This is a genomic window from Actinopolymorpha alba DSM 45243 (genome assembly GCF_000373925.1).
GTDB lineage: Bacteria > Actinomycetota > Actinomycetes > Propionibacteriales > Actinopolymorphaceae > Actinopolymorpha > Actinopolymorpha alba.
In genome coordinates this window covers 20,854-34,116 of the sequence record NZ_KB892759.1, presented here as the reverse complement: position 1 = coordinate 34,116, position 13,263 = coordinate 20,854, and the positions used below count along the sequence as shown (strand labels likewise).

Here is a 13,263-nt window from a genome sequence, read left to right as displayed (position 1 = left end):
GACCGGTCAGCCCTCCAGTTCGTTGCGGCTCTGCGAGCGTTCGAGGTAGGAGCTGGCGTGCCCGAGTTCGGTTCGCAGCGCGTCAACGGTGGCTTGCATGTTGGTGACGGCCTGCACCTTGAACGTGTCGATCTTGTCGATGGTGGTGTAGATCTGTTCGAAAGACTTGCGCAACGTCTCGGCACTCACCGCCGGGTCCGCCGCGATCCGCTGGATATCGTCGGTCTGTGCCGCCAGCATGTCGGCATTCGCACGGATAATCTCTTCGGTGGTGCCGCGCAGGGCGTCGACCTGCTCAATGACGAGCTTCTGGTTTGACAACGCCTGCGCGATGGTCACCGCGATCCGCAGGGCCGACACGGTCGTAGTGGCCGCGCGTTCGACGCCCTTGATCAGCTCGTCGTTGTTACGGCGAATCGTGTCGAGCGCGAGGTAGCCCTGCACGCACACGGCGAGTTGGGTGAGCAGGTCCTGATAACGCTGCCGAACGGGAAACAGCACGTCCGCCTGTAGGGCCTTGGCGGACTCTGGATCGGTGGCTTCAACTTCAGCGACCTTCCGCCCCACCGCCTGGTCGAGCGCCTCGGCGAGCACGGCGTACTCCTGCAGCTTGCCCATGGTATTCCACAGGTGCGTGCGTTCGTTTTGAATAGTCGCGTTGTCACGCCGGAGTTCGTCCTGGCCCGACCGCAGCGCGACGACAATCTTGTTGATATTAACGTTGGCGGATTGGTACTTCGCCATGAAATCGCGCAACGAATTGCCGAACGGCAACTTCGACAGCAGCCGTCGACCGGTCAGTTTGCCGATGTCCTTCGGGTCAAGATCCTCAACGGTCCGGCGCAGCTCGACCAGACCCCTTCCGACCTTCTGCTGGGCATCGCCGGCTTCGCCCTTGGCGCCGGCCAGCGCCGCCACCGAACGGTCGAGCATCCGATTGGCGATGCGCGAGGAGGTCGCGACCTCGCCGTGCCCGAGCGTGGTGATGTCGCTGATCTTCGCCGCGAACTCCGGCGAGCGAGGGTCGAGCGCGCTGAGATTACTGACGTACGTCGACGCCCGCTCGGCCAGCGCGGCCCTTGTGTCCTCGGAGATCGGCACGAGGGTTTCGGCTCGCTCCGGTCGCACGGGCGCCACCGGCTCGGGCGGGGTGAGAACAAGCTCTGCGGAGCCTACCTGTGGGTCGACGTCGGTCATCTGAGTTCCTCGTCCTTCGGAGCGGGACCGGCGCCCTTGGCCTCGTAGGTCCTCCCGATCGCGGCCAAGAGCCTTTCGAGCGTCTCGTAGGTGGGCGGGTCGATCAGGTCGACGACATTCGTGCGAACCAGCACTTTGTGGTCCTTCACCACCTGCGCGAACTGTGCCGGCCTGGTCGTGCGGAAGCCAGATGTCGCCGCGAGCTCCTGCAGCTGCGGGTCTTCCACCAGCAGCTTGCCGACCTGAGATCCCTTGTCGTTCAGAGGCACCACCGTGTGCTTGGACAGCACCGATGGCGACGGATACATGAGCACCATGTCGGCCGTGATCGAGCCGTCATCGCGAATGGCGCGGTCGACGAACTGCGCTTCGTAGAGGAAAAGCAGTGGGGTATTTCCCATGCCGAGCGAGAGGTAGTCGTCGAATGGCTGCTCAGACGTGGTGGCGGTGTAGCCCTGTTCGAGGAAAAGTCGCGACACCAGCGGCAGAACCTTCTGGGCATCGGCGCTGCCCTGCACCACCGCATCGCCGTTCAGCACATGGCTGGTGATCGCGAGATACATCGCGGCCGAATTCGAGTTGCGCGGATCGGTCGTACGTACCAACACGTTCTTGCGGACGGGGTACGTCGTGTTGCCGGGAAGCTGATCCCAGCGGGTGCCCTTCTTGGCCAACTCAAGGTATGCCGCCATGTCAAACGTCCAGGTGCCGTCAGCGTCCTTCTTCGCCACCCCCTGGCGAGCCAGGACATCGACGATGGGACGGAACGACGCGATCACCATGGGCGAATAGAAAGGCGCATACGTCTGCGTGATCTTGCGTTCACGCTGAATCTTCTCGGCCGCTGGCGTGCTCGACGGGAAGGCGAAGTCGTACTTGTCGAGATCGACCGAGGTCGCGATCTGCCGCGAGCCCGCGGTGTCGACCTCGACCTTCAGCCCGTGCTGAGCGAACGCGTCCTGGACTCGCTGGTCGTTAAAGAACGCGGCCTTCTCCGACCCAATTACGCCTTTGACGATCGACAGATCCGTCCGGCTCTTCTGAGCCCCGGATCCGCTGTTTCCCAGGTAGATCGCCACGCCGACGCCGATGACGAGCACCGCCGCCAGCACGATCGATGCGGCCCGTTTCACGCGCACTGCTCCATGTCTGCCCCCCGGTCGCACTCATTTGTGCACCACCGGGACAAGTATGCGGAGACCACGCGGATGGCGCGACCTTCGAAATGAAGCAGAAGTGAACATGAAATGACGAATTATCAACGCCGCGGCGGCCAGGGTCAGCGGAAGCCGACGGTGCGCCCGCGCCGGGCTCGGAGCGCTTCGCCCTTGGCCCGGGCGTGTACCTCGAGGTCGCGCTGGAACGCCTCCATCCGGACCCGCAGGTCGGGATCGCTGGCGGCGAGGATGCGGACCGCGAGGAGACCGGCGTTCCGGGCGTTGCCGACCGCGACCGTCGCGACGGGCACACCGGCCGGCATCTGCACGATCGAGAGCAGCGAGTCGAGCCCGTCAAGATGGCGCAGTGCGACGGGTACGCCGATCACGGGCAGCGGCGTGACGCTCGCGAGCATGCCGGGCAGGTGGGCCGCCCCGCCCGCGCCCGCGATGAGCACCCGGAGCCCACGGGACGCGGCGCTCTCGCCGTACTCGAGCATCTCGCGCGCCATCCGGTGCGCCGAGAGCACACCCACCTCGTAGGGAACGTCGAACTCCTCCAGCACCTTGGCGGCGGCCTCCATCGTGGGCCAGTCGGAGTCGGAGCCCATCGCGATCCCGACCGTGGGGGCGGGGGTTGGTTCGGTCGTACCCTCACTCATCGATCTCTCCCGTGAGATAGGCGGCGGCGTGTCGGGCTCGCTCGCGAACGACCTCGAGGTCAACGCCGTACGCGGTCACGTGGCCGACCTTGCGGCCGGGTCTGACTTCCTTGCCGTACAGATGGACGCGCAGGTCGGGATCGCGGGCCATGCAGTGCAGGAATCCCTTGTGCATGTTGGGGTACTTGCCGCCGAAGACGTTGACCATCACCGTCCACGGGGCGCGCGGCCTGGGCGAGCCCAGGGGAAGGTCGAGGACGGCTCGGAGGTGGTTCTCGAACTGGCTCGTGACCGCGCCGTCGATGCTCCAGTGGCCGGTGTTGTGGGGGCGCATCGCCAGCTCGTTGACGAGGACACGACCGTCGCGCGTCTCGAAGAGCTCCACCGCGAGGATGCCCACGACGCCCAGCTCGCCGGCGATCCGCAGCGCGATCCGCTGTGACTCCAGCGCCCGCGCTTCGGGGAGGTTCGGAGCCGGCGCGATCACCTCGTGGCAGATCCCGTCCCGCTGCACCGACTCGACGACGGGGTAGGCGATCGCCTGGCCGGATGGCGACCTCGCGACCACCGCCGACAGCTCGCGGACGAAATCGACCCGCTCCTCGGCGATCAGTGGAACGCCGGACATGAAGATCTCCGCCGTCTCCGCGGTGACGGTCTCGCCGACCAGCCAGACGCCCTTGCCGTCGTACCCACCGCGCGTCGTCTTGAGCACCAGCGGCCAGCCGCCCAGGTCGTCGGCGGCCGCGGAGAGATCCTTCTCATCGACGATGGCGCGGTAGCGCGGGCAGGGGACGCCAAGCGCGCTCAGGCGCTCGCGCATCGCGCCCTTGTCCTGTGCGTAGACCAGCGCCTCCGGGCCGGGACGCACGACCACTCCCTCGTCCTGCAGCCGGCGAAGATGCTCGGTCGGGACGTGCTCGTGATCAAAGGTCACGACGTCGCAGCCGGCGGCGAACGCCCGGAGCGTACGGAGGTCGCGGTAGTCGCCGACCGTCGGCTCGTGGACGACCTGCGCGGCCGAGACGTCCGGCCCCTCGGCAAGCAGCTTGAACTTCACGCCCAACGCGATTCCGGCCTGGTGGGTCATCCGGGCCAGCTGGCCGCCGCCGATCATGCCGACGGTGGGAACGCCTACGAGGTTTGGCACGTCCCGGAGGCTAGCCCACCACTCCCCCGGATCGGGTAACCGCTCGCCCAGGACGGGCGGGATCGTGAAGGGTTTTGGTCGCTATGTGACGGAAAGCCTTCGCGATCTGAGCATCCGCCGCGTCCGCGTCCGCGTCCGCGTTCGGGTTCGGGTTCGGGTTCGCGCCAGCCTTAGGAGCGCGCCGTCCGCACCTCGACACAGCACGCGCCCGGCCTCGGGTCGAGCACCGGCTCAGCCCCTTCGACGCCAAGGCCCGCGAGGAGGCCACTGACGAAGGCGAGGTTGAGGCCACAGACAAGCGCGGGTTGACGGCCTACCAACGCGTGGAAAGGACAGTTGCGCAACGTGGTCCGGCCTCCGGAAGGCTCGCTGTGGGGTTCGAAACCCAGCTGCGCCAGCACGGCGTGGAGTCCGGGTCGCTCGTCGTCCTGACGCTGGAGCCGGCCGATCTGCTCGCCACGCTCCCGGGCGATCCGGAGGGCCGCCGCGCGCGCGTCAGGCCGGTCGTCGACCACGGCGTTGGCCAGGATCTCGGCCATCAGGTCGTAGCGGCGTTCGGGAATGGTGAGGGCGACGCCACCCTCGGCCGCCTCGTAGACCTTGGGTGTCCGGCCCCGGCCGCGCGGCTGGGACGGTGGCACCTCGTATCCCGCCCGCAGGAGACCGGCGTCCACCAGCTTGTCGAGGTGGAACGCCGCGAGGTTGTGGGAGATCGACAACGAGCTTGCGGCGTCGTCACGCGTGACCGGGCGGCCCTGCGCGCGGACGTACTCATAGATCGCACGCCGGCTCGGGTCGACCAGGGTCGCCACCGCCAACCAGGGGCCGCGTTCCGGAGCGGGCATGGTGAGGAGATTATCACCAACGGTCATTGTTGAAATTCGTCGCAACGAGGAGCACCATTAGCCTGACCATCGACGCCCGAGTTGGGGGGATTCCGTGACCGCGCCCCTGCGAGTCGTCCGTGAGGACGCCGACCGCGACCTCGAGGCCGCCGAGTCGGCGGCCCGGCAGTTCCTCCAAGCACTCGGCCTGCGGTTCGACACCGAGAGCCTGCGCGACACGCCCCGCCGGATGGCCAAGGCGTACGCCGAACTCCTCACCCCGCGGGCGTTCGACCTCACGACCTTCCCCAACGACGAGGGGTACGACGAACTCGTGCTCGCTCGCGACATCCCCATCAAGTCCGTGTGCGAGCACCACCTGCTGCCCTTCGTCGGGGTCGCCCACGTCGGTTACCTGCCCAGCGAACGCATCCTCGGGCTGTCGAAGATGGCCCGCGTCGTCGAACTCTTCGCCCACGGCCCGCAGGTGCAGGAGCGCCTCACCAAGCAGATCGCGGACTGGCTGTCGGCCGCTCTGAGCCCCAAGGGCGTCGGGGTCGTGATCGAGGCCGAGCACCTGTGCATGACGCTCCGCGGGGTCCAGGCCGTCGGGGCCAAGACCATCACCTCGACACTGCTCGGGACACTGCGCGAGGACACCCGGTCGCGGGCGGAGTTCCTGTCCCTCACCGCCACCCGTTCGGCCGCTCAGTAACCGCTGGACCGACACAGGCTTGCCAGCCGCGCGGCGAGGGAGCCAAATGATCACGTATACGTGGTCATTGCATGCCTTGCATGGCGTCGACACCATGCGAAGCAGGCGCGAGCATGGGCGCCCCGGCCACCACATCGTTTCCGCCCGCGTTTCGAGCACCCGCGGAAGAGTTTCCAGGACCCATTCGCGCTGATGTAGAGATACCGCCGACTGCTTCGACTCCCTGATGAGCGGGCCATGACAAATGGCACCGCCGGGAGAAAGGAAGCGAAGACAGATGACCATGGTGACGGCACAGATGTCGGTGTCACTCGACGGCTTCTACGCGGGTGCCCGGCACAACGGCGACGGGAACTGGCTGGAGTCGGCAGAGGCCGCGGGCTTCTTCCGCATCACTCGCTGGGTGATCGACGCGAAGGCCTGGCGGGAGCGGCAGGGCTTTGCCGGCGGTGAGCGGGACACGAATTCCGACATTGTCGCCGAGACGTTTGAGGCGGCCGGCGCGTACGTCATGGGACGGCGGATGGCCGACGGCGGCGAGGTGCCCTGGGGAGAGGACCCGCCCTTCCGCGCACCGGTCTTCGTCGTGACCCACCGCCCTCGCGAGACCCTGGTACGCCAAGGTGGCACCAGCTTCACCTACGTCACCGACGGCATCGCCAGCGCCGTGGAGCAGGCTCGGGCGGCGGCGAACGGTAAGAACGTCGCTGTCGCCGGGGGAGGCAGTTTGGTACGCCAGGTACTCAAAGCCGGCCTGCTGGACGAGCTCGAACTCCACATCGTTCCAGTCGTGCTCGGCACCGGGATGCGTCTGCTCGACGCCGACCTCGAACTCGCCGACAAGGAAGCGATCGAACTGACGCCGACCAGGGTCATCCACACGCCGCCCGTCACGCACGTGCGTTACACCGTCAACGGTCGGGCCGGACTCGTGCTCGACGACCGCGGCAGCGGCACCGGCGAGACACCTGGAAGGTCAGCGGCGGACGAGTAACACCACTCCGCGGCGCCCCTGCCGGGCTCATGGGGAACGCCCCCGGAGCTTCCTTCCGGGGGCGGCCACCTGGGTGATGACGCATATCCGAAGAGTCCCGTCACCATGGGGTGATGCGGGCGATACGCGCCCGACACAGCGTCCCCCGACAGTTGGCCATCACCTCCGTCCCTCAGAGGAGAGCCATGGCAGTGACACCGCCGACTGACGCCGAGCTGGACGTGATGATCCGCGCTCGGCTCGCGTCCCTCGGAATCGACCTCGACCAGCTTCCCGCCGGCACCGCCGCCGACCCGGAGACTGGCGCACCAGGCCGGGACTCGGTCCTGGCATCGCTGCGTTCCTTCATGCGCGGCACCGTCACCGCGCTCGCCGCCTACCAGCTTCCGGCGCCGGCGGGTTCCGACCCGGCTACCGGCAGGGCGCTGTCCCAGCAACCCGCGCCGATGCTCTATCCGTCGATCAGCGTCGAATGGCGGAAGCCATGACGACCGAACCCCTCGACCGCACGGTCGACCGCCGGGCGTTCCTCGCCCGTGCCGCCGCCCTGGCCGCCGCCTCGACCGCGGGCGCCGTTGCCCTTCCGGCTCCGGCACACGCCGCCAGCGCCCTGACCACCTCCGGTCCGGCGGCGAGCCGGCTCGCCCCCACGGCACTCGCGCCAAGCGGCGCTCCGGTGAAGGGCAACCCGGCACTGGACCAGCCGAACGCCTACACCAAGCCGCGCCCGGAGGCGATGGCAGACCCGACGGAGCTGACCCTCTCGGAGGCGGCCTGGATGATCCGGGCCGGCAAGCTCACGCCGGAGAAGCTCGTCGAGGCGTACCTCAGCCGGATCGGCGCATGGGACCAGACCTACCAGGCGTTCAACCTCGTCCTGGCGAGCGCCGCGCTCCAGACGGCCCGGACCGCGGCCGGCTCACCACGCCGGGGCGCCCTACACGGCATTCCCCTTGCCATCAAGGACAACTACTTCACCGAAGGCGTGACGACGACCGCCAACTCCTTCCTCTACCGGGACTTCGTGCCGCCGTACGACGCCACGCCTGTGGCGAAACTGAAGGCGAACGGCGCGATCGTGCTCGGCAAGACCCAGATGGGCCCACTCGCCACCACCCGGGCGACCACCCCGGCCGGCGTCATCACCACCGTCAACGCCTGGACGCCGACCAACCCGAGCATCGATCCCGGTGGCTCCTCGACGGGTACGGCCACGGCCGTCGCGGGCCGGATGGCCACCTCGGGCACCGGCACGCAGACCGGCGGCTCGATCACCGCACCGTCCAACGCCCAGAACCTCACCGGACTCAAACCCACCATGGGTCGGGTGCCGCTGCACGGCATCATCCCGTTGAGCTACACCCGCGACCATCCCGGTCCGCTCGCCCGCGACGCCAAGGACGCCGCGATCATGCTGACCGCGATGGCCGGTGAGGACCCCGCCGACCCGCGGACGCAGGGGCTGCCACCGGTGCCCGACCTCATTACCGCCGCGACACCGGTGTACGACCGGGGGAAGGTGAAGCTGCGGTGGAAGACGCGGATCGGCGTGCTCCCCGGCTATGCCAGCGGCACCTCCGCGACCGCGCGGGCCCGAGCGGCCTTCCTGTCCACGCTGGCGGCGATCCCGGGTGCCACGCTCGTGGACGTGCCGTTCCCCGACGAGTGGGATCTGCTGACGGGTAACGCGTTCAACAACGTCCGTCTCCCCGAGCGCGCGGAGCCGTTCATGCCCTATCTGCGCGACAACCTGCGCGGGTTCGGGGTGTCGGTGACCGGCTGGTTGCAGGGCGCGCTGCTCGGAGGGACGGAGTTCCTCACCGGACAGCGAGCCAAGCTGCTTCTTCTCGACCGCGTGCTCGACCAGATCTTCGACACCTGCGACGTGGTGGTGCAGACCGGGCCGGTGCCGTTCGACATCCTGGGCCTGCCGGAGATCGGGTTCCCGATCGGTTTCACCGGTGACGGCGTGCCGATCGGCACCATCCTCGGTGGCCTGCCGTACGCCGAGGACCGGCTCCTGTCCGTCGCTGCGGCGTACCAAGCCAGCACCGACTGGCACTGGCGTCGGCCTCCCAACCCACCCGCCTCGAGTGCGCGCAGCACCACGACGGCGATGGCGGCCCGGGGCACGGTGCCCGCGGCGGCCGCCGATCCGGCCCGCGGGCGGCTCTCCGCCGCTGAGGTCGCCGACCTCATGCAGTGACGAGCCCGAAGGGGTTGATCGGCGGTAGCCGAGACCGGGCCGTCGATCAACTCCGGCAAATGTGCCGGATCTGGTGTGTACTTGGCGTACCGACGCCGGCGGTCCGACTCAGGACAGGTAGGCTCGCCGGACGCCCGTCACCGTCCGTCTCCGCGAGGTGCCGTGAAGCCGATCGACACGCTCTACGGAAAAGTTCGCCATCTCATCCACGAGGTGGCGAAGTTCGGCTTGGTCGGCGCGGTCGCCTTCGTCGTCGACATGGGCGGTTTCAGCCTGCTCCGGTACGGCTTCGACGGCGACGGTCCACTGCACCACAAGCCACTGACCGCGCGGACGATCTCCGTCGTCCTCGCCACGGTGGTCGCCTACCTCGGCAACCGGCACTGGACCTGGCGGCACACCCAACGCCGGGCCGTCCACCAGGAGTACACCCTCTTCTTCCTGCTCAACCTGGCCGGGCTCGTCATCAACCTCGCTGTCCTGGCGTTCGTCAACTACGTCCTCCACCTGCGCGACCCGATGTCCAACGGCGTCGCCAACCTGGTCGGCATCGGGCTCGGCACGCTGTTGAGGTTCTGGTCCTACCGGCGCTTCGTCTTCCGCGCGCCCGCCGGCGCCAGGCTGGACGAGGAAACCGAGACCCGGCTCTCGTCGCCCGCGGGATCCGCCTGATCGGCCAGGCCGCTTGGACCGCCTGGGATGCCCGGTCCGCCTGGGATCTCGGCGTACTGCGCGCTCTGCTCACTCTGGCTTACCTGACCGCTCTGCGCGGCATGCGCGTTCTGCCCACCCTGCGGTAGGAACACCGCGAACACCGCCGGACGACGCGAGATCAGCTCCAACCGGCCACCGCCCGCCTCCGCGAGGTCACGGGCGAGCGCGAGCCCGAGGCCGGTGCCGCTGCGGCCACTGACCGCGCGTTCGAAGATCCGCTGCCCGAGCTCCGCCGGCACCCCCGGTCCCTCGTCGGCCACCTCGACCACCACCGAGCCGCCCAGCGAGGGGCCGGTCATACGCCGCCGGACCACCACTGTGCCCCCGCCGTGGTGGAGGGAGTTCTCCAGCAGGGTCGCGAGGACGTGCCCGAGGGTCCCGGGCGTCGCCGCGACCGACAGACCGGCCTCCCCCGTCACCTCGATGTGCCGCCCCACCCCGTCGTACGCCGGCCGCCACTCCGCGACCTGCTGGCGTACGACCTGGTCGACGTCGACCACCGTCTGCCGGGCCGTGTGCGAGCCGCGGCTCTGGGACAGAAGCCGGTCGACCACGTGGGAGAGGCGCTCGACCTGACCGAGCGCGATCGCCGCCTCCTCCCGGACCACCGCCGGATCCTTCGTCGCGAGGATCTCCTCCAGGCGCATCGACAGCGCGGTGAGCGGCGAACGCAGCTGGTGTGAGGCGTCCTGTGACAGCTGGCGCTCCACCGCGAGCATCTCGGCGATCCGGTGGGCGCTCTTGTCCAGCGCCTGCGCGGCCCGATCAAGCTCGGGTAGCCCGTAACGGAGCCGGTGCGGGCGTGGATCACCAGAGCCGAGCCGCTCCGCCGCCTCGGCCAACTCCACCAGGGAGCGGGACAGCCCACGCGCCTGCCACACCCCGATCGCGACCGCCACCACCGCGGCGACCACACCGAAACCCAGCAGCGCGAAGCGTTCGGTCCAACCGCCACCGAAGTAGTGCCAGCCGTACACCACCACCGGCAGCGCGAACAGCGTCGCGGTGACGAGCGCGATCACGACTGTGGTGACGACGAGCCGGCGTCGCATCAGGCGCTCAACCTCGCTCGAACCGGAAACCGACCCCGCGCACTGTGGTGATGAAGCGCGGATCGGACGCGTCGTCCCCGAGCTTGCGGCGCAGCCAGGAGATGTGCATGTCCAGCGTCTTGGTCGACGACCACCACGTTGTCTCCCACACCTCCCGCATCAGCTGCTCGCGCGTCACGACCCGGCCAGTCTCGCGCACCAGCACCCGCAGAAGATCGAACTCCTTGGCGGTCAGGTGCAGCTCCTCGCCGTCGAGCCAGGCACGCCGGGACTCGACATCGATCCTGACACCAGCGTCCTCGGCCCCGGCAACGGGCTCTGACCACGCCTCGGGGGCCCGGCGCAGCAGCGCCCGCACCCGGGCCAGGAGTTCGGCCAGCCGGAACGGCTTGGTCACGTAGTCGTCCGCGCCCGCGTCGAGACCGACCACCGTGTCGACCTCGTCAGCCCGCGCGGTGAGGACCAGCACGGGTACGCGGTTGCCATCCAGCCGCAGCCGGCGGCAGACCTCGAGTCCGTCCATGTCGGGCAGGCCAAGATCGAGCACCAGCAGGTCGAAGCCGCCGGTTATGAGACTGCCGAGCGCCGCCTCACCCTCGGAGGTCACCTCGACGTCGTACCCCTCCCGCCGCAGCGCCCGCGCCAGCGGGTCAGAGATCGCCATGTCATCCTCAGCGAGAAGGATGCTGTGGGACGTCTCCGCCTCGCCTCGCGGGCGACCTGTCACTCGCCGACCACTCTGCTCGCTCACCATCGAGCCGCTCCAGCTCTCATGGTCGCGTTCGACGACTCGCTCACTCCGCGGGCGACTCGTCCCTCGCCGACCACTCTGCTCGCTCACCATCGAGCCGCTTCTCGTCATTGCCTGATCGTACGGCGGATCAGGTGCTGGGCGGGTGTTCACGGTCCGACCCGCGGCGCGGACACGACCGCTCGCGGCCCGCCGATTGAACGCGACCGGGCGAGGGTACGTGCTCACCAGCACGATGCGGGGGGACACTTTGATGAGATCTACAAGGCGAATGGTCTGGCTCCTTGCGAGCGCTGCCGGGACGATGGCTGTCCTGGCCGCCGGATGTGGAGGGTCTGGAGACCCCTCTCCCACGGCGTCGATGTCGGTGACGGACGCGGCCTCGCCCGGCGCCGCCGTCGTCAAGACCGAGGAGGTCGACGGCATCGGCAAGGTGCTGGTCAACGGCAGCGGGATGGCGCTCTACGTCAACAACGTCGACAAGCACACGTCGATCAAGTGTGTGACCGCCTGCGCGGCCGTGTGGCGACCGTACACCGTCTCCGTCAGCACGGTCACCAGCAAGATGCCGGGCATCAACGGCACGTTCAGCATCGTGACCCGGCCAGAGAAGACCAAGCAGCTTGCCCTCAACAACCGGCCGCTCTACACGTTCATCCAGGACCGCAGGCCCGGCATGGTGCGGGGTAACGCGTTCACCGACACCTTCTCGGGTAAGAAGTTCACCTGGCATGTCGCCACCGCCACCGGTGTGATGGCGACCGCCACCGCGTCCCACCCGATGCACAGCAAGAGCCCGACGTACGGCCGCTGACAGGGCGGGGTTACGACGGTCAGCCGGCGACCGTGCGGGTCCGGGGTCCAGCGCGGAGCACCTGCGAGGGCACCTGATGTCCGACCATGCGTTCCGCGCGGGCCGCGACCTCCAGCAGCAGGTCGAGGTTGACACCGGTCGAGACGCCCATGTCCTGCAGCATGTGGACGACTTCCTCGGTGGCGATGTTGCCGCTCGCACCGGGTGCGTACGGGCACCCGCCAAGACCGCCCACGCTCGCGTCGAAGTCGGTCACACCCATCTGCAGGGCGGTGAGCAGGTTGGCCAGACCCGTGCCACGGGTGTTGTGGAAGTGCAGGGTCAACGCCACGCCAGGAAGCCGCTCGAACGTCCTCGCCACCAACTCCTCCACCCGCGTGGGCGTGGCCATCCCGGTGGTGTCGCCGTACGCGAGCGAGTCCGCGCTAGCGTCAACCGCGGCTTGCGCGACAGAGAGCGTGCGGTCGACCGGGACGTCGCCTTCGTACGGGCAGCCCCACGCCGTCGACACCACGACCTGGCACGACGCCCCGGATGCGTGGGCGAGGTCGATGATCGGACGGAGATCGGCCAGCGACTCCTCAGTCGTACGGTTGAGGTTCGCGCGGTTGTGCGTGTCGGACGCCGAGACGACGACCTCGATCTCGGTCAGCCCGGCGTCGAGCGCTCGGCGGGCGCCGACGAGGTTGGGTACGAGGGCCGAATAACGCACGTCGGGGTGCCTGGCGATCCGTGACCACACCTCCAGGGCGTCGCCCATCTGCGGGATGGCCTTCGGGTGGACGAAGCTGACCGCCTCGATCCGGCAGAGACCGGTCTTGGAGAGCGCGTCGATGAGTTCGATCTTGGCTTCGGTCGGGACCGGTGGTTCGTTCTGGAGCCCGTCGCGCGGACCCACCTCCCGCAGAGAAACCTCACCCGGCAGTCGCATCGCGTCCACCTCCCCCTCCAGTCTCGCTCGACTGGGCAGCTGCGTCCTGGCGCTCACGCTATGGCGCGTCCGTCCAAGTCGCGCGCTATGACTGAT

The 13,263-nt window shown here is 68.6% G+C and carries 14 protein-coding genes; 6 read left to right on the top strand and 8 right to left on the bottom strand.

All coding sequences use genetic code 11. The annotated features are described in order from the left end of the window. Positions 1-6 precede the first annotated feature (6 nt). The 5 genes from B141_RS0119485 to B141_RS0119465 form a co-directional block, all read right to left on the bottom strand. Entirely contained in the window at positions 7-1,197 is a 1,191-nt protein-coding gene (locus B141_RS0119485; RefSeq protein WP_020576861.1) for a toxic anion resistance protein, read from the bottom strand. Next, positions 1,194-2,309 carry a hypothetical protein gene (locus B141_RS41570; protein ID WP_202805845.1) on the bottom strand — a complete coding sequence of 372 codons (1,116 nt, stop codon included), beginning with the start codon at positions 2,307-2,309 and terminating at the stop codon, positions 1,194-1,196. The genes B141_RS0119485 and B141_RS41570 overlap by 4 nt, the downstream gene beginning before the upstream one ends. Before the next feature lie 167 nt (positions 2,310-2,476). After that, positions 2,477-3,016 carry a 5-(carboxyamino)imidazole ribonucleotide mutase gene (gene purE, locus B141_RS0119475; protein ID WP_020576859.1) on the bottom strand — a complete coding sequence of 180 codons (540 nt, stop codon included), beginning with the start codon at positions 3,014-3,016 and terminating at the stop codon, positions 2,477-2,479. Further along, on the bottom strand, positions 3,009-4,133 hold the full coding sequence (locus tag B141_RS0119470; RefSeq protein WP_020576858.1) for a 5-(carboxyamino)imidazole ribonucleotide synthase: 1,125 nt from the start codon (positions 4,131-4,133) through the stop codon (positions 3,009-3,011). Before B141_RS0119470 ends, purE begins: the two co-directional genes overlap by 8 nt. A gap of 203 nt (positions 4,134-4,336) precedes the next feature. Continuing rightward, positions 4,337-5,038, bottom strand: a complete 702-nt coding sequence (locus tag B141_RS0119465; RefSeq protein ID WP_020576857.1) for a helix-turn-helix transcriptional regulator — start codon at positions 5,036-5,038, stop codon at positions 4,337-4,339. Positions 5,039-5,105: 67 nt separating this feature from the next. Between B141_RS0119465 and folE the strand changes: the two genes are divergently transcribed. The 5 genes from folE (at position 5,106) to B141_RS0119440 (ending at position 9,577) form a co-directional block, all read left to right on the top strand. Beyond that, complete coding sequence (gene folE / locus B141_RS0119460) at positions 5,106-5,705, top strand: GTP cyclohydrolase I FolE (protein ID WP_020576856.1); 600 nt, start codon at positions 5,106-5,108, stop codon at positions 5,703-5,705. Between the two features lie 277 nt (positions 5,706-5,982). Further along, the gene (locus tag B141_RS0119455) at positions 5,983-6,699 is read left to right on the top strand and encodes a dihydrofolate reductase family protein (protein ID WP_020576855.1); all 717 of its coding nucleotides are present in this window, start codon (positions 5,983-5,985) and stop codon (positions 6,697-6,699) included. Positions 6,700-6,884: 185 nt separating this feature from the next. Then, positions 6,885-7,187, top strand: a complete 303-nt coding sequence (locus tag B141_RS0119450) for a hypothetical protein (RefSeq protein ID WP_020576854.1) — start codon at positions 6,885-6,887, stop codon at positions 7,185-7,187. Then, on the top strand, positions 7,184-8,905 hold the full coding sequence (locus tag B141_RS0119445; RefSeq protein WP_157181126.1) for an amidase: 1,722 nt from the start codon (positions 7,184-7,186) through the stop codon (positions 8,903-8,905). Before B141_RS0119450 ends, B141_RS0119445 begins: the two co-directional genes overlap by 4 nt. A 162-nt stretch (positions 8,906-9,067) precedes the next feature. Beyond that, on the top strand, positions 9,068-9,577 hold the full coding sequence (locus tag B141_RS0119440; RefSeq protein WP_020576852.1) for a GtrA family protein: 510 nt from the start codon (positions 9,068-9,070) through the stop codon (positions 9,575-9,577). Here B141_RS0119440 and B141_RS41565 read toward each other — a convergent pair. Next, positions 9,487-10,671: a HAMP domain-containing sensor histidine kinase gene (locus B141_RS41565; protein ID WP_051114125.1), complete on the bottom strand. Its 1,185-nt coding sequence runs from the start codon at positions 10,669-10,671 to the stop codon at positions 9,487-9,489. The genes B141_RS0119440 and B141_RS41565 overlap by 91 nt on opposite strands. Before the next feature lie 7 nt (positions 10,672-10,678). Further along, on the bottom strand, positions 10,679-11,425 hold the full coding sequence (locus B141_RS0119430) for a response regulator transcription factor (protein WP_040421808.1): 747 nt from the start codon (positions 11,423-11,425) through the stop codon (positions 10,679-10,681). Between the two features lie 358 nt (positions 11,426-11,783). Here B141_RS0119430 and B141_RS0119425 point away from each other — a divergent pair, with 358 nt between their 5' ends. Next, positions 11,784-12,236: a COG4315 family predicted lipoprotein gene (locus B141_RS0119425; protein ID WP_020576850.1), complete on the top strand. Its 453-nt coding sequence runs from the start codon at positions 11,784-11,786 to the stop codon at positions 12,234-12,236. Positions 12,237-12,255: 19 nt separating this feature from the next. Here B141_RS0119425 and B141_RS0119420 read toward each other — a convergent pair whose 3' ends face one another. Then, positions 12,256-13,167, bottom strand: coding sequence for a hydroxymethylglutaryl-CoA lyase (locus B141_RS0119420; protein WP_202805844.1), 912 nt, complete (start codon positions 13,165-13,167; stop codon positions 12,256-12,258). Positions 13,168-13,263 lie beyond the last annotated feature (96 nt).